This is a genomic window from Enterococcus sp. DIV0174 (genome assembly GCF_050529065.1).
Lineage (GTDB): Bacteria > Bacillota > Bacilli > Lactobacillales > Enterococcaceae > Enterococcus_B > Enterococcus_B thailandicus.
Map to the genome: position 1 here is coordinate 2,049,619 of NZ_CP172881.1, position 15,964 is coordinate 2,065,582.

The following is a 15,964-nucleotide window of genomic DNA, read 5'->3' on the forward strand; positions in this document are numbered from 1 at the left end:
GAACATCATCCTTTCATGTATCCTTGTTGCACCCAGTATGAAAGCCTTTCTTCACTTAATTTCCTAATGTCAATTCCTAAAATTTCACACAAGGCACTTATCAAAGTGACATCAACCATAATTTCATCTAAAAACTCAAAAGCATATGAAATTATTTGTTGTCTATCATCGTTAGTTAAGTAATTGACTTGCTTTAGTAGAATCTTTTCAACGTCTTTTTTCTTTTGCATACGTTCATCAGATTCAATCATTTGCAATTTATCTAATGATGACGGATCTCTTCGATAAACGTTGCTATCGATTGATTTGAACAATCCAAAAAACTCATGAATAATTTGTAATGTAAAATCTGAATCTCTAAAGTAATCAGATAATACTTGTGCATTTTCCAACGTGACGGGTTTAGCTCCATTTTTTGAAGTCCAGTCACTCATCGACTGTTGAGAAACGTTTATATTTCTCGCTATTTCCTTTTTTGTTTCACCGTTCTTATTGATAACCTCTGTTAACGATTCATCAATAATTACTGATTGTTTTAGCATTTTTTACACCCTCATTTCTTACTCAACGTAATTTCAATACGAAAGATTTATCGCTATAATTTAATTAGAATCAAGCGAATTGAGCTTTGTCTAATTCACATTGAAGGTCTTTGTTGACTTCTTCAACTAAACGATCAAGTTGATCGTCATTCGCACATTTGATGATATGGATCATTCGAGGTCTTGCATCTAAAACGATGTTTATTTTTTCTTGGCGTGTCATTTGACCATCTCCTCATTATGTTTTAACTCATTTTTGTAGTTAAAAGCTGCAAAAAAAATTTTTTCTTTTGGTACTTTGAAAATGTCTTCTAAGTGTTGCATTTGCGCTGGTTTCGGAGTAGTTCTGCCAATTTCCCATGAACTAACAGTTTTTTGAGATACATTTAGAAGTAATGCTAATTTTTCTTGAGAAACTTTTTGCGAAGTACGAATATCGTTTAATAAATTATTCAATTTGCTCACCTCTCTTTTACTACCTTATGTAGTAATAATATACCACAAAAAGTAGTAAGTCAATATTTTTTACTACTTTTTTTAGTATTAACTATTATTCGTTGTTGCTACTACAGTTTGTAGTATATAATTCTATTTAAGAGGAGGGCTTTAAATGCTTAACCTGAAAATAAAAGAACTTAGAAATCAACATGGCTTAACTCAATCTGAGCTTGCAAAAAAAATGAATGTATCTCAACAAACTATTGGTAGCTGGGAAGTCGGTCGTGCAGAGCCCAATTCAGATGCACTAAATAAGTTAGCTGATTTATTCGGTGTAACTACTGACTATTTATTAGGAAGAAATCAAACACCTGATTGGGCAAATGAAGATGATTTAGTTGAGCTTGATAAACTTCTAGAATCAAATGTCAATATGGCATATGGCGGAGAAACGCTTACTCCTGAAGAAAAGCAACGTGTTAAAGATGTTATGACGGGCTTGTTCTGGGAATTTAGAAAAAGAGATAAAGAGAAGTGATTTCATGGAAATGGATATCATCAATTTAGTTGGAAATCTAAAAAAAGAATATGGTACTGCTGATCCATTTGGAATTTCAGAAAAAATGGGAATTGAAATTAAATATGTCCCTTTTTTAGAAAATCCTAAAGGTCAATTTCAAGATTTATTGGGCTATCCTGTGATTCTTTTGAATGAATCGCTAAAAGAATCACAGGAAAGATTTTATATTTGTGCTCACGAACTTGGACATGCCCTATTTCACAAAGAAATCTCTAGCTATTATGTCTCAACAAGAAATTCAAGAAGCAAGTCTGAAAGCGAAGCAAATTGTTTTGCTGCTAATCTTATAGCTGATTTATATAAAGAAGATACACAAATGTATCCGAGAAAAATTGAAGATTTAACTCGTCTATATGGTCTTCCTACTTCGGCTTATAGATTTTTAATTTAAATATATGTAATCACGGGGTGAAATTTGATGGATAATGAAATTATTGCGAGTGTAAAAGGGCTGAACGGGATAGTAAAAGTTTTTTCAGATAAAGTTGTAATATCTAGGAAAACTGCTATGGGATTTGTAACTCAAGGAATCAAAGGTGATAGAGAAATATTTTTCAGTGATATTAAATCTATTGAATTTAAGAAGGCTACTATGATGGCTAACGGCTACATTCAGTTTATTACAAATATCGAAACTGCTCGAAATCAAAAAGTTGGTTTGATTGGAACTACACGTCAAGCATCTGAAGATCCAAACTCTGTGATTATTAGAGCTTTTAGTAAAAAAACAGTACAAGACAGTATAAAGGTTTATGAAAAATCAACTGAACTATTAAAAGACTATAAAGGTTCAGTTTCTAGTAAAGTAAACTTTTCTGCTACTGACGAAATCAAAAAGTATAAAGAACTTCTTGATTTAGAAATAATCACTCAAGAAGAATTTGAAATGAAGAAAAAAAGTTTATTGGATTTATAGTTTAGCCTCCGGGCTTTTCTTTTTAAACAAAAAAAGAACATAGGTTCGTATTAAATGGTAGGAAATACGTTTTTTACTATTTAATTTATTTATTTAAACAACGTTAACTTCTATTTTCTTATTATTAAATATCTAATACGAAAGGTCTGATTTATAAATGGCTACTCCAAAAAAATTAACAAATGGCAAATGGCGACTAAGAACACGATATCAAGATCCCATCACTAATGAATGGAAAGAAAAATCTTTGACTGCGGAAACTAAAAAAGCTGTCAAAGAAAAGGAAATAGATTTCTTGGGTAAAATTGCTCGTGGCGAAGTAGTAAAAAAAATAAAGTTACTTGATTTCTACGATCAGTGGGTAGATACATTTAAAAAGGGAAAAGTGTCCGCAGGCAGAATGCAAAAAATTGCTTTAGTAAGGCAAAACTTACTTGATTTTTTCGGGGAAAATCAAACGCTCAGAGGTGTGGATAAATTAAAGTATCAGAAGTGGATAAACTGGTTAGGAACTCCCAATACTGTGAATAAAAGAGGCTTGTCTGTGGAAACTGTTAGCAATCGGCATAATATCGTAAAATCAATGTTCTTAGAAGCGTTAGATATGCAGTACATACATTCTAACCCTACTAAGAATATTAAAATAGTAGGTCAAAAACCTGAACGTAAATCTGAAAAAACAATAAGCTACGAGGACACAAAGAAATTTAGAGAAACATTACTAAAAAGAAATGATTCGCCAAGTAAGTTTTTTGTTCTTACTCAACTGTACACAGGATGCCGTTATCAGGAAGTTGCTGCGTTAAAGTGGGAAGATTTAATTCCAGAAGACGAAACTATTCAAATTAATAGAGCTTTTAAATACGATGCAGGAATCAAACGATTTGGATCTACAAAATCTGAAGCTGGGATAAGAAGTGTTGATGCTCCAAATTCATTATTTACCGAACTGAAAAGGTATAGAAAACAGCAAAATTTAGATATGATAAGCGGAAAGCTCAAAAATCCGCACAATATTATTTTTTGTAACTACAAAGACGGATGGCCTGTAAGTAATTCTGCTGTTAATAAGTACATCAAGGAAACTTGCGAATTAGCAAAAATAAATCGCATTTCTACCCACTCATTTAGACATGCTAGAATTGATGCTATGATACTTGCTGAAACTGACCCTATCTATATTCAATCGCAAATTGGGCACAAAGATATTTCTCAATCATATCAATATGCTTCAAGTACAAAAGAAAATCACGATAAAAATAAACAAAAAATACAATTATTTTTAAAAGATATTATGTAATGACTTCCACAAAAATTCCACGAAATAAAAAATTTAGCTATGAAAAATATTGTTCTTGTATAATTTAAACATACTATAAAAAGTGTGTTTTTATTATGTGGTTATAGCTACTAAAGCTGTCAAGTGGCTTCCTTAAAGGCGTCAGAATGTGTTATAAAAACACCCATTCTGATGTCTTTTTTTGATTATTTATTTTCCAGCTCTCTTAACCAATGCTCATTGAATTAGGATTCAAGAACTGCTTAGACTTATTTAACTAAAATAAGGTGTACAACACTCGTGACTAAATTTTTAGCCTGGAACTGTTCTTTTTTTTTTAACTCTCCTCACTCAAAACTTCTTGCAACGATTAAACCATCGTCTGATTTTATAGTGACCACTCTCTCACTAACACACTAACTAAATAAAACGTTATAATTAAGTATAAGATTATTTTATTTATCCTTAAATGTGAGGAGGGATTTCAATGCTTACAACACTTACTACTAGTTTGATTTCTTTTATCAGCACCAACATTGATGACATTTTTATATTAACCATTTTATTTTCTCAAGTTGGAAAAAATTTATCAAAAAAAGATATTGTTCTTGGACAATATTTAGGAGTAGGGCTCTTAGTTCTATTTAGTATTTTGGCATCTCACAGTTTGAATCGAATTCAAACGGAGTATTTAGGTTTGCTAGGCATCATTCCAATTTTTCTAGGAATTAAGTCTTGGCTTGATTTTGTGAAAAATAAAAAAAGAACTGTTTCGATCGAGAAAGACTCCTCAGCTAACAAAGCAGATCTCACAGATGAAACTCTATTAACAAGTGGCTTACGACCACATTTTTTAAATGTTACTCTTTTAACTCTTGGCAATGGCTCAAATAATATTGGAATTTACGTCCCCCTATTTAGTAGGTATTCTGTCATTGATTTAATTATAACTGTTCTTATATTTATAATTATGATTGCTATCTGGTGTTATTTCAGTTTCAAATTAGCCAATCTTTCCTTTATACAGGAGGAACTTCATCGGCATCAAGTATTTATTATACCAGTCATCTTTATTGGCTTAGGAATCTATATTCTTATTGACAGTGGTTTGTTTAACTAAAAAAACGCTCTAATGTATCAAAAATTTATACATTAGAGCGTTTTTCTTATTTAATTGAAGAGTTGCATTAGACAATTTTGTTAGGGCGAAGATCCACTAATTGAACATGGCTGTCTAACATACCACTAGGACTCGATAATTGGAATACACCTAGTCGTGTATCAAGTGACAAAGTCATCGCTTCATCCATGTACATTTTGGAGTAGTCTTTCACATAAAGCTCGCCGACATCACTATCCAAAACTAATTGATAGTCTTCTCTTTTTTGTGTTTTGTCTAAAATCAATAGACGAAAGCTAGTGTCTAATGAGCAGACACCCATTTTAGAATACACACCTACGCCATCATCTAGATCAAGAATTACAGTTGCTTCTTCATCTAAATATTTTTGTAATCGTTCTTGTGCTTCAGTAGAAATTTTTAAATACATTATTTAAAACCTCCTTTATTCTTCCAAAAAAATGCTAACACATATTAATAAATATAGCGAGACACTTGCCTCATCGACTGACACAACAAAAAAAGAAGGAAGAAATCGTTAAGATTTCTTCCTTCTTTTTAGTACTCCGGCAGTAGGACTCGAACCTACGACATCATGATTAACAGTCATGCGCTACTACCAACTGAGCTATGCCGGAATAATACCAGCGTGGCGACGTCCTACTCTCACAAGGGGCAACCCCTCACTACAATCGGCGCTAAGAAGCTTAACTTCTGTGTTCGGCATGGTTACAGGTGTATCCTTCTCGCTATCGCCACCACACTGTGGTGTTATCTTATTGAGTTTGCTTTTGCTCACTCAAAACTGGATTTGAAGTAATCTCAACTCTACCGAGTTTTTTTCTTTTACCATTCTTGGTTAAGTCCTCGATCGATTAGTATCAGTCCGCTCCATACATCACTGTACTTCCACTTCTGACCTATCTACCTGATCATCTCTCAGGGATCTTACTTTCTTAAAGAAATGGGAAATCTCATCTTGAGGTGGGCTTCACACTTAGATGCTTTCAGCGTTTATCCCTTCCCTACATAGCTACCCAGCAATGCCCTTGGCAGAACAACTGGTACACCAGCGGTAAGTCCATCCCGGTCCTCTCGTACTAAGGACAGCTCCTCTCAAATTTCCAACGCCCGCGACGGATAGGGACCGAACTGTCTCACGACGTTCTGAACCCAGCTCGCGTGCCGCTTTAATGGGCGAACAGCCCAACCCTTGGGACCGACTACAGCCCCAGGATGCGACGAGCCGACATCGAGGTGCCAAACCTCCCCGTCGATGTGGACTCTTGGGGGAGATAAGCCTGTTATCCCCAGGGTAGCTTTTATCCGTTGAGCGATGGCCCTTCCATGCGGAACCACCGGATCACTAAGCCCGACTTTCGTCCCTGCTCGACTTGTTGGTCTCGCAGTCAAGCTCCCTTCTGCCTTTACACTCTTCGAATGATTTCCAACCATTCTGAGGGAACCTTTGGGCGCCTCCGTTACCTTTTAGGAGGCGACCGCCCCAGTCAAACTGCCCATCTGACACTGTCTCCCACCACGATTAGTGGTGCGGGTTAGAGTGGCCATAACGCAGGGGTAGTATCCCACCAGCGCCTCCATCGAAACTAGCGTTCCGATTTCTACGGCTCCTACCTATCCTGTACATGCGGTACAGACACTCAATATCAAACTACAGTAAAGCTCCATGGGGTCTTTCCGTCCTGTCGCGGGTAACCTGCATCTTCACAGGTACTAAAATTTCACCGAGTCTCTCGTTGAGACAGTGCCCAAATCGTTACGCCTTTCGTGCGGGTCGGAACTTACCCGACAAGGAATTTCGCTACCTTAGGACCGTTATAGTTACGGCCGCCGTTTACTGGGGCTTCAATTCGTACCTTCGCTTACGCTAAGCACTCCTCTTAACCTTCCAGCACCGGGCAGGCGTCAGCCCCTATACTTCATCTTACGATTTTGCAGAGACCTGTGTTTTTGATAAACAGTCGCTTGGGCCTATTCACTGCGGCTGATCTGACGATCAGCACCCCTTCTCCCGAAGTTACGGGGTCATTTTGCCGAGTTCCTTAACGAGAGTTCTCTCGCTCACCTTAGGATTCTCTCCTCGACTACCTGTGTCGGTTTGCGGTACGGGCCGTTGTTTTCTCACTAGAAGCTTTTCTTGGCAGTGTGACATCAGGAACTTCGGTACTATTATTTCCCTCCCCATCACAGCTTGTCCTTAAAAGATTAAGCATTTGACTCAACCTAAGACTTACTGCTTGGACAGACATTTCCAATCGTCTGCATTCCTTAGCCTCCTGCGTCCCTCCATTGCTCAAACAAAAACAACGGGTACAGGAATATCAACCTGTTATCCATCGCCTACGCCTTTCGGCCTCGGCTTAGGTCCCGACTAACCCTGGGCGGACGAGCCTTCCCCAGGAAACCTTAGTCATTCGGTGGACAGGATTCTCACCTGTCTTTCGCTACTCATACCGGCATTCTCACTTCTAAGCGCTCCAGCAGTCCTCACGATCTACCTTCAACGCCCTTAGAACGCTCTCCTACCATAACACCATAGGTGTTATCCACAGCTTCGGTAATATGTTTAGCCCCGGTACATTTTCGGCGCAGGGTCACTCGACTAGTGAGCTATTACGCACTCTTTAAATGGTGGCTGCTTCTGAGCCAACATCCTAGTTGTCTGTGCAACCCCACATCCTTTTCCACTTAACATATATTTTGGGACCTTAGCTGGTGGTCTGGGCTGTTTCCCTTTCGACTATGGATCTTATCACTCACAGTCTGACTCCCGGATATGAATGAATGGCATTCGGAGTTTATCTGAATTCGGTAACCCGAGATGGGCCCCTAGTCCAAACAGTGCTCTACCTCCATCATTCTCAATTCCGAGGCTAGCCCTAAAGCTATTTCGGAGAGAACCAGCTATCTCCAAGTTCGTTTGGAATTTCTCCGCTACCCACACCTCATCCCCGCACTTTTCAACGTACGTGGGTTCGGTCCTCCAGTGCGTTTTACCGCACCTTCAACCTGGACATGGGTAGATCACATGGTTTCGGGTCTACGACTACATACTCAAACGCCCTATTCAGACTCGCTTTCGCTACGGCTCCGTCTCTTCGACTTAACCTCGCATGCAATCGTAACTCGCCGGTTCATTCTACAAAAGGCACGCCATCACCCATTAACGGGCTTTGACTTGTTGTAGGCACACGGTTTCAGGTTCTATTTCACTCCCCTTCCGGGGTGCTTTTCACCTTTCCCTCACGGTACTGGTTCACTATCGGTCACTAGGGAGTATTTAGCCTTGGGAGATGGTCCTCCCGGATTCCGACGGAATTCCTCGTGTTCCGCCGTACTCAGGATCCTCCTAGGTGTCTTCCAAATTTCATCTACGGGGTTTTTACCCTCTTTGACTGACTTTTCCAAGTCATTCGATTATCTGAAAAAACTACCATATTGGAGTCCTACAACCCCAACAAGCAAGCTTGTTGGTTTGGGCTTTTCCCGTTTCGCTCGCCGCTACTCGGGGAATCGAATTTTCTTTCTCTTCCTGCAGGTACTTAGATGTTTCAGTTCTCTGCGTCTACCTCAAATATGCTATGTATTCACATATTTGTAACATCCTATAAAAGATGCTGGGTTCCCCCATTCGGAAATCTCTGGATCATAGCTTACGTACAGCTCCCCAAAGCATATCGGTGTTAGTCCCGTCCTTCATCGGCTCCTAGTGCCAAGGCATCCACCGTGCGCCCTTATTCACTTAACCTTATCAACCTTACGGTTGGGTTTTGACATCATTTCTAGCGATAGAAACTAGTCAAGAAAAATAAGCAATTGAACTTATTAAAAAACTCATTCAACGCGGTGTTCTCGGTTTGTTTTGATCTTACTTCAAATATCCAGTTTTCAATGAACAAAGTGTTTTGAGAGTAAACCTCTCAAAACTGAACAAAGTAATGATGACAAACGTGTGTAGTCTCCGTAATATTCCTTAGAAAGGAGGTGATCCAGCCGCACCTTCCGATACGGCTACCTTGTTACGACTTCACCCCAATCATCTATCCCACCTTAGGCGGCTGGCTCCAAAAAGGTTACCTCACCGACTTCGGGTGTTACAAACTTTCGTGGTGTGACGGGCGGTGTGTACAAGGCCCGGGAACGTATTCACCGCGGCGTGCTGATCCGCGATTACTAGCGATTCCGGCTTCATGTAGGCGAGTTGCAGCCTACAATCCGAACTGAGAGAAGCTTTAAGAGATTAGCTTAGCCTCGCGACTTCGCGACTCGTTGTACTTCCCATTGTAGCACGTGTGTAGCCCAGGTCATAAGGGGCATGATGATTTGACGTCATCCCCACCTTCCTCCGGTTTGTCACCGGCAGTCTTGCTAGAGTGCCCAACTAAATGATGGCAACTAACAATAAGGGTTGCGCTCGTTGCGGGACTTAACCCAACATCTCACGACACGAGCTGACGACAACCATGCACCACCTGTCACTTTGCCCCCGAAGGGGAAGCTCTATCTCTAGAGTGGTCAAAGGATGTCAAGACCTGGTAAGGTTCTTCGCGTTGCTTCGAATTAAACCACATGCTCCACCGCTTGTGCGGGCCCCCGTCAATTCCTTTGAGTTTCAACCTTGCGGTCGTACTCCCCAGGCGGAGTGCTTAATGCGTTAGCTGCAGCACTGAAGGGCGGAAACCCTCCAACACTTAGCACTCATCGTTTACGGCGTGGACTACCAGGGTATCTAATCCTGTTTGCTCCCCACGCTTTCGAGCCTCAGCGTCAGTTGCAGACCAGAGAGTCGCCTTCGCCACTGGTGTTCCTCCATATATCTACGCATTTCACCGCTACACATGGAATTCCACTCTCCTCTTCTGCACTCAAGTCTCCCAGTTTCCAATGACCCTCCCCGGTTGAGCCGGGGGCTTTCACATCAGACTTAAGAAACCGCCTGCGCTCGCTTTACGCCCAATAAATCCGGACAACGCTTGCCACCTACGTATTACCGCGGCTGCTGGCACGTAGTTAGCCGTGGCTTTCTGGTTAGATACCGTCAAGGGATGAACAGTTACTCTCATCCTTGTTCTTCTCTAACAACAGAGTTTTACGATCCGAAAACCTTCTTCACTCACGCGGCGTTGCTCGGTCAGACTTTCGTCCATTGCCGAAGATTCCCTACTGCTGCCTCCCGTAGGAGTTTGGGCCGTGTCTCAGTCCCAATGTGGCCGATCACCCTCTCAGGTCGGCTATGCATCGTGGCCTTGGTGAGCCGTTACCTCACCAACTAGCTAATGCACCGCGGGTCCATCCATCAGCGACACCCGAAAGCGCCTTTCAAATCAAAACCATGCGGTTTCGATTGTTATACGGTATTAGCACCTGTTTCCAAGTGTTATCCCCTTCTGATGGGCAGGTTACCCACGTGTTACTCACCCGTTCGCCACTCCTTTTCTTTCGGTGGAGCAAGCTCCGGTGAAAGAAAAAGCGTACGACTTGCATGTATTAGGCACGCCGCCAGCGTTCGTCCTGAGCCAGGATCAAACTCTCATAATAAAAGTTAGAACAATCTTTCGATTGTTAAGCTCAATTTGTTTGCTAGCATATTGCTTGCTGTTTAAAAATGTTTGTTGTCTTGAATTGAATCAAGACGCCCTACACATTTGGTTTGTCTTACTTTGTTCAGTTTTCAAAGGTCTACTTGAATTGCCGTAGCAACTTTTATATCATATCAGAGTGACGTTTGAATGTCAACTCTTTTTTAAAAAAGTTTTTTTGATTTCGTTTGAGAAATCTTTCAGCAACTCATTTATCATATCGCATCGTTTGTTATTTGTCAAGAACTTTTTTGAATTTTTTCTTGATGAAATCAAGCTTCATAAGCAGCCCTTTTTAAACGACTTAGTTATCTTATCATGTGATAATTCACATGTCAACAACTATTTTTCATGTTATTTACGAAAGTTTCATGAATGTTACTTTCGCTTCAACGTTGTCTAATTTATCATTCTTTTTTTGATTGGTCAACTGAATTCTCGACCTTTTTCAAACAGTACTCAGACTGTTTTTCTTCCTAATTTTCGTGTTTTACGAACAAAGTCTCTGGTTAAGCTTTAAAATGGCTATAAAAGCATTATAAACCGGAACATTCTACTTGTTTTTTTGTTTAAAACGGCAAAAAAAAGAAGATTGAATTTTTTTCAATCTTCTTTTTATTTTTGTATTTTCTGATTAGAAAAGAGGAACACCCTCTACTTCGTAAGTCCCAAGAACAGCTCGCATCTGCCCTGATTCTTCCCAAAGATAGCCTTCTGCCAGCTCACCATCCTGATTCTTCTGCTCTGTTTCAAAAACAAACAACGGAACATTTTCATGTCCGATATGGGTGTTGGTCAACTCCATTAAGTTGATTTGACTCACATCAATATGAACGATTTCCTTTAAAAAATTAAGCATATTGGCTAGACCAGTCTTTCCTTCAGAAAGATCTGCTAACGCGAATTCTAGCGTATCATCAATTGAATGAACCAGAAATCTCTTTGATCCATCCTCCAAATGCAACATAATTGTACCAGCGACTCTTTTGTTTGCCAAAATCTCCACCTCGATCAACTTGTTCTTGTTCTATGGCTTACAAAAAAATTTTAGCATATTTTCAGAAAAAATACACTTTTTATTTCTTGTTTTATTTTTTCTCCAATTCAGTCAATGCTTCTTTGATCCAGATGGGTAGTTGTTCTTCGATTGTTTTAAAACCAATTTTTCTATTTTTGTTTGTAAAATACCTTTTTCTACGGTGTGCAACTACTGGACTGTTGCTCTCCAAAGTCCTTAAAGATAAACTGATTTTTTGAGAGTACTCATCAATATCAATAATTTGTACTCTGATTGGTTGTCCAATTGTTAGCAATGCATGAATATTTTTTGTATAACCTGATTGTACTTCTGAAACATGGATTAATCCCTGCGTTTCCTCGTCAAGAGAAACAAACGCACCATAAGGTTGTATTCCAGTTACTTTTCCTTCAATTATTTGTCCAATTTTATAAGTCATTTACTTCCCTCTCTTCGCATCTTTCATTATACTGTATATGATTTAAAAAAAGAAGTTTTGAAAATAAACAAGTGAAATCGGAGGCTTTGAAATGGTAGAATTCGATCAACAAATAACGAGAAAAAATACGCATAGCGTAAAATGGGATGGTATTACTGAAACATATCATGCATCTGATTTATTACCGCTTTGGGTAGCAGATATGGATTTTCTTTCTCCCAAAGGTGTCACTCAGGCTTTAAGCAGCTATGTTCAAAACGGTTTGTTTGGTTACTCAACGATTTCCAATGAATTATATAACTCTATTATTCAATGGGAAAAGGAACAGCATCAAGTCACCATAAAAAAAGAAGAGATTGTCTTTTCAAGTGGTGTTTTGTCCAGTCTAGCTGTAGGTATCCAAACATTTACTGAAATAGGCGATTCAATTATGATTCATGATCCTGTTTATCCACCTTTTTCTTCTATAGTAGAAAACAATCAGCGAAAGTTGGTTCGCAGTTCTTTAATAGAAAAAAACAATCATTTCGAGATGGACTTTGCAGATATGGAACAAAAGATACAACAACACAATATCAAAGCCCTCATTTTATGTAACCCTCATAATCCTGGCGGTCGTGTGTGGTCAAAAGCTGAATTAACTCAGTTAGCAGACCTGTGTTTAAACTATCAGGTTTTCATATTCAGTGATGAAATTCATCAGGACCTTATGCTGTTTGGCAATCAGTTCACATCAATGTTGACAATCAATCCGAAACTTCATGATCAAATGATCGCATTTACTTCTGCCACAAAAACATTTAATTTAGCTGCAATTAAACATTCGATGGTTTTTATCAAAAATAAAAAACTTAAAGCAGCTTTTACACAACGTCTCTTAACTAATCAGCAACAAGAAATCAATACATTTGGCTTAATTGGTACACAGGCAGCTTACGAAACTGGTGAAACTTGGCTTTCAGAGTTGCTTCCTTATTTAGAAGAAAATGTTTCACTTGTTTGTTCCTTTTTTCAAGAAGAAATGCCAGATGTTCGTGTTATGAAGCCTGAAGGGACTTACCTAATGTGGTTAGATTTTTCCGCTTACGAAACAAATGATCAAGAATTGCAAGACTGTTTCATTAAAAAAGGAAAAGTTGTCTTGAACCCAGGAATTTCTTTTGGCCCAGCTGGACATTGTCATATGCGTTTGAATGTTGCCTGCCCTAAAGCGACTTTATTAGAAGGATTACAACGAATCAAACACTCTTTTGAAAAGTAATTTTCTATTTAATTTTTTATAAAAAAGCAAAAAGGGACTGTGACAAAAAATTTGTCACAGTCCCTTTTATACGAATAAAAGATGTTCTCAAAGCAACTTCTGCTGCAGTAAGCTGAAACTTCGCCAAAATTTGAAGAACAATTTTTAAAAATTTTTACTTATTACTTGAAGTTCAACGCTTTGGACCACAATCTCTTTTACATTATCAGTACATTTTCTAATAGTTATTCTGCAATCTCAATTGTTTCGATTACTACATCATGGACTGGTCGGTCTTGTGGTCCACGTTGTACATTTGCAATTTCATCAACAACAGTCATTCCTTCAACAACATGACCAAAAACTGTGTGACGGAAATCTAGCCAAGGTGTACCTCCACCCTTGTAAGCTTCGATAACTTCTGCGGGGAAACCGGCACCTTCAAGTTGTCCAAGCATATTAGCAGGAACATTTTCATTATTTACGATAAAGAATTGGCTTCCGTTAGTATTTGGACCAGCATTCGCCATTGATAATGCACCACGTAGGTTAAATAATTCACGGCTAAATTCATCTTCAAAGCTTTCACCGTAGATGCTTTCTCCTCCCATACCTGTTCCAGTTGGGTCGCCACCTTGGATCATGAAATCAGGAATGACACGGTGGAAAATGACACCATCGTAGTACCCTTTTTTAGCTAATTCAATAAAATTTTGAACAGTTTTAGGTGCTAATTCAGGAAATAATTGAACTGTGATGTCTCCGCGATTTGTTTTGATTGTTGCTTTTGGGCCTTTTTCATTTGCTAAATCTAATTGTGGAAATGCCATGTTTGGTTCCTCCTAATGTTTTCTTACTACCAAATAATAACATAATACCGAATGTCTATTCAAAAAACTAGATCAGATTACTAAAAAGAAAGTTTAAACTCCAAGTAAAATTAATTTATTTGAGAAGCATTCTCAGTTAAATTCTGCTATAGTGTGTCTGGAGGAGGAGTTTTTATGGACATTTATGATATTACCATTATCGGTGCTGGACCCGTGGGTATGTTTGCCGCATTTTATGCAGGAATGCGACAAGCAAAAACAAAGATCATTGACAGTTTACCCCAACTTGGTGGTCAGTTAGCAACCTTGTATCCAGAAAAATATATTTACGATATCCCAGGGTATCCTGCAATTAAAGCAAACGAATTGGTCGGCAATCTTGAAAAGCAATTGACGACTTTTAATCATACATTTCATTTAGAAGAAGAAGTTCTTTCCATTACACGCGAAGAAGATGTGATCGAAATCATTACAAACAAAGGTATCCATTATTCAAAAGCGGTGATTTTAGCACTCGGAAATGGCTCTTTTCAGCCAAGAAAATTAACTATCGAAGGTGCCGACGCCTTTGAGAACAACGGTTTAGATTATTATGTCAATGATTTAATGAAATACGCTGGCAAAAAAGTAGCAATTGCTGGTGGTGGCGATTCTGCGATTGATTGGGCATTGATGCTTGAGCCAATTGCTAGCGAAGTCTATCTAATCCATCGTCGAAGCGAATTTCGTGGCCATGAACACAGTGTTGCTCAATTAAAAAATTCATCTGTTCATTTATTGACACCTTATTTGATTGAAGATTTAGCTGGGGAATCAAACCAGTTAACCGACCTTCGTTTAAAAAAGGTAAAAAGCGATGAAACGATTGATTTAAGCATTGATTCTTTGATTATCAATTATGGGTTTACTTCTAATTTAGGTCAGATTGCTTCGTGGGGGCTGGAAAGTTCTCGCCAATCAATCATGGTAAACTCCGATATGTCGACCTCGATTCCTGGAATTTACGCTGCAGGCGATATTTGTTCCTATGATGGCAAAGTGAAATTGATTGCTACAGGATTTGGTGAAGCACCCACTGCGGTTAACAATGCACTACATTACATCAATCCCAAAGAACGGGCACAACCTGGACACAGTACCAGCTTGTATGATAAACGACTTCGTCCTGAAAGATGACTAGCATCCACTTGTAATAAACCTCAGATGCAAAGGTATCCTTCTTGCTTTTTTACTTGATTAAGCTAACATGAATATATAGACTATTTGAAGGAGGAATACCATGGTTATTAAAAAGGAAACATTAGAAGAAAAAGCACGTGCTCTTTTACTTGAACGCGGTGTAACAATTGAAGATATTGCAGAATTAGTTATGTTTTTACAAAAAGATTATATTACTGATTTAACTTTAGCGGATTGCGCAGAAAGCGTTGACTCGGTTCTAACAAAACGAGAAGTCCATAATGCAATCATCACGGGAATCCAGTTAGATATTTTAGCTGAACAAAAACAGTTAATGGAACCTTTACAACATATTATCGAAGACGATGAAGGCTTGTATGGAATTGATGAAATCCTCGCCTTATCTATTGTTAATGTTTACGGAACGATTGGATTTACCAACTACGGCTACATTGACAAAGTGAAACCAGGGATTTTAAAACAATTGAACCGACATGATGGCGATCATGTCCATACTTTTTTAGATGATATCGTTGGTGCGATTGCCGCATCTGCAGCAAGTCGTTTAGCCCATGCTGAACCTGAAAAACGCAGTCGTTTGACACAATAAAATGAATCGGTAACAAGTGAGCAGTGCAATATTGGCTGTCACCAACAGAATGGTACTGTGACAGAAATGATTAACTCCAAGAAATATGAGAAGCCGTTTTCGAAAATGACTTCTCATATTTTTGTGAAAATTTGATTGATTACTGAAGGAGGTGTGACAAGGCTTTTGTCACA

Annotated in this window: 15 protein-coding genes, 1 tRNA gene and 3 rRNA genes; 8 read left to right on the forward strand and 11 right to left on the reverse strand. The window is 38.7% G+C overall.

Annotated features, from left to right (window positions below; genetic code table 11):
- Window positions 1-5 precede the first annotated feature (5 nt).
- From IGJ93_RS09820 to IGJ93_RS09830, 3 genes are all read right to left on the reverse strand, one after another.
- Window positions 6-542, reverse strand: a complete 537-nt coding sequence (locus IGJ93_RS09820) for a helix-turn-helix domain-containing protein (protein ID WP_270346587.1) — start codon at window positions 540-542, stop codon at window positions 6-8.
- A gap of 70 nt (window positions 543-612) precedes the next feature.
- Window positions 613-765, reverse strand: coding sequence for a hypothetical protein (locus IGJ93_RS09825; protein WP_311831636.1), 153 nt, complete (start codon window positions 763-765; stop codon window positions 613-615).
- Window positions 762-998, reverse strand: a complete 237-nt coding sequence (locus tag IGJ93_RS09830) for a helix-turn-helix transcriptional regulator (RefSeq protein ID WP_271015666.1) — start codon at window positions 996-998, stop codon at window positions 762-764. The genes IGJ93_RS09825 and IGJ93_RS09830 overlap by 4 nt, the downstream gene beginning before the upstream one ends.
- A 154-nt stretch (window positions 999-1,152) precedes the next feature.
- Here IGJ93_RS09830 and IGJ93_RS09835 point away from each other — a divergent pair, with 154 nt between their 5' ends.
- From IGJ93_RS09835 to IGJ93_RS09855, 5 genes are all read left to right on the forward strand, one after another.
- Window positions 1,153-1,518, forward strand: coding sequence for a helix-turn-helix transcriptional regulator (locus IGJ93_RS09835; RefSeq protein WP_311823896.1), 366 nt, complete (start codon window positions 1,153-1,155; stop codon window positions 1,516-1,518).
- A gap of 4 nt (window positions 1,519-1,522) precedes the next feature.
- Entirely contained in the window at window positions 1,523-1,951 is a 429-nt protein-coding gene (locus IGJ93_RS09840) for an ImmA/IrrE family metallo-endopeptidase (RefSeq protein WP_430596598.1), read from the forward strand.
- Window positions 1,952-1,978: 27 nt separating this feature from the next.
- A complete protein-coding gene (locus IGJ93_RS09845; RefSeq protein WP_311823894.1) occupies window positions 1,979-2,476 on the forward strand; it encodes an SHOCT domain-containing protein in 498 nt (165 codons plus the stop codon).
- A gap of 157 nt (window positions 2,477-2,633) precedes the next feature.
- Window positions 2,634-3,776, forward strand: a complete 1,143-nt coding sequence (locus IGJ93_RS09850; RefSeq protein ID WP_270608787.1) for a tyrosine-type recombinase/integrase — start codon at window positions 2,634-2,636, stop codon at window positions 3,774-3,776.
- A gap of 466 nt (window positions 3,777-4,242) precedes the next feature.
- Complete coding sequence (locus IGJ93_RS09855; RefSeq protein WP_071869444.1) at window positions 4,243-4,875, forward strand: cadmium resistance transporter; 633 nt, start codon at window positions 4,243-4,245, stop codon at window positions 4,873-4,875.
- A gap of 67 nt (window positions 4,876-4,942) precedes the next feature.
- On the opposite strand, the gene IGJ93_RS09860 is transcribed toward IGJ93_RS09855, so the two are convergent.
- From IGJ93_RS09860 to IGJ93_RS09890, 7 genes are all read right to left on the reverse strand, one after another.
- Window positions 4,943-5,305 carry an iron-sulfur cluster biosynthesis family protein gene (locus IGJ93_RS09860; protein ID WP_067480199.1) on the reverse strand — a complete coding sequence of 121 codons (363 nt, stop codon included), beginning with the start codon at window positions 5,303-5,305 and terminating at the stop codon, window positions 4,943-4,945.
- Window positions 5,306-5,439: 134 nt separating this feature from the next.
- Window positions 5,440-5,513, reverse strand: a tRNA-Asn gene (locus tag IGJ93_RS09865).
- Window positions 5,514-5,522: 9 nt separating this feature from the next.
- Window positions 5,523-5,638: ribosomal RNA gene (gene rrf, locus IGJ93_RS09870) — 5S ribosomal RNA — on the reverse strand.
- 92 nt (window positions 5,639-5,730) lie between these two features.
- A 23S ribosomal RNA gene (locus IGJ93_RS09875) occupies window positions 5,731-8,644 on the reverse strand.
- Window positions 8,645-8,873: 229 nt separating this feature from the next.
- Window positions 8,874-10,434: ribosomal RNA gene (locus IGJ93_RS09880) — 16S ribosomal RNA — on the reverse strand.
- The 16S, 23S and 5S rRNA genes sit together here with 1 tRNA gene alongside, the layout of an rRNA operon.
- A gap of 675 nt (window positions 10,435-11,109) precedes the next feature.
- Complete coding sequence (locus tag IGJ93_RS09885; protein ID WP_067482451.1) at window positions 11,110-11,472, reverse strand: hypothetical protein; 363 nt, start codon at window positions 11,470-11,472, stop codon at window positions 11,110-11,112.
- 91 nt (window positions 11,473-11,563) lie between these two features.
- Window positions 11,564-11,932, reverse strand: coding sequence for a CvfD/Ygs/GSP13 family RNA-binding post-transcriptional regulator (locus tag IGJ93_RS09890; protein ID WP_067482453.1), 369 nt, complete (start codon window positions 11,930-11,932; stop codon window positions 11,564-11,566).
- A gap of 91 nt (window positions 11,933-12,023) precedes the next feature.
- Here IGJ93_RS09890 and IGJ93_RS09895 point away from each other — a divergent pair, with 91 nt between their 5' ends.
- Entirely contained in the window at window positions 12,024-13,193 is a 1,170-nt protein-coding gene (locus IGJ93_RS09895; RefSeq protein ID WP_095803765.1) for a MalY/PatB family protein, read from the forward strand.
- A 224-nt stretch (window positions 13,194-13,417) separates the two neighbouring features.
- On the opposite strand, the gene IGJ93_RS09900 is transcribed toward IGJ93_RS09895, so the two are convergent.
- Window positions 13,418-14,002: a peptidylprolyl isomerase gene (locus tag IGJ93_RS09900; RefSeq protein WP_067482457.1), complete on the reverse strand. Its 585-nt coding sequence runs from the start codon at window positions 14,000-14,002 to the stop codon at window positions 13,418-13,420.
- A gap of 174 nt (window positions 14,003-14,176) precedes the next feature.
- Between IGJ93_RS09900 and IGJ93_RS09905 the strand changes: the two genes are divergently transcribed.
- A complete protein-coding gene (locus tag IGJ93_RS09905) occupies window positions 14,177-15,178 on the forward strand; it encodes an NAD(P)/FAD-dependent oxidoreductase (RefSeq protein ID WP_071868892.1) in 1,002 nt (333 codons plus the stop codon).
- A 103-nt stretch (window positions 15,179-15,281) separates the two neighbouring features.
- Window positions 15,282-15,791, forward strand: a complete 510-nt coding sequence (locus IGJ93_RS09910) for a phosphatidylglycerophosphatase A family protein (RefSeq protein WP_067482460.1) — start codon at window positions 15,282-15,284, stop codon at window positions 15,789-15,791.
- The last annotated feature ends 173 nt before the right edge of the window (window positions 15,792-15,964 follow it).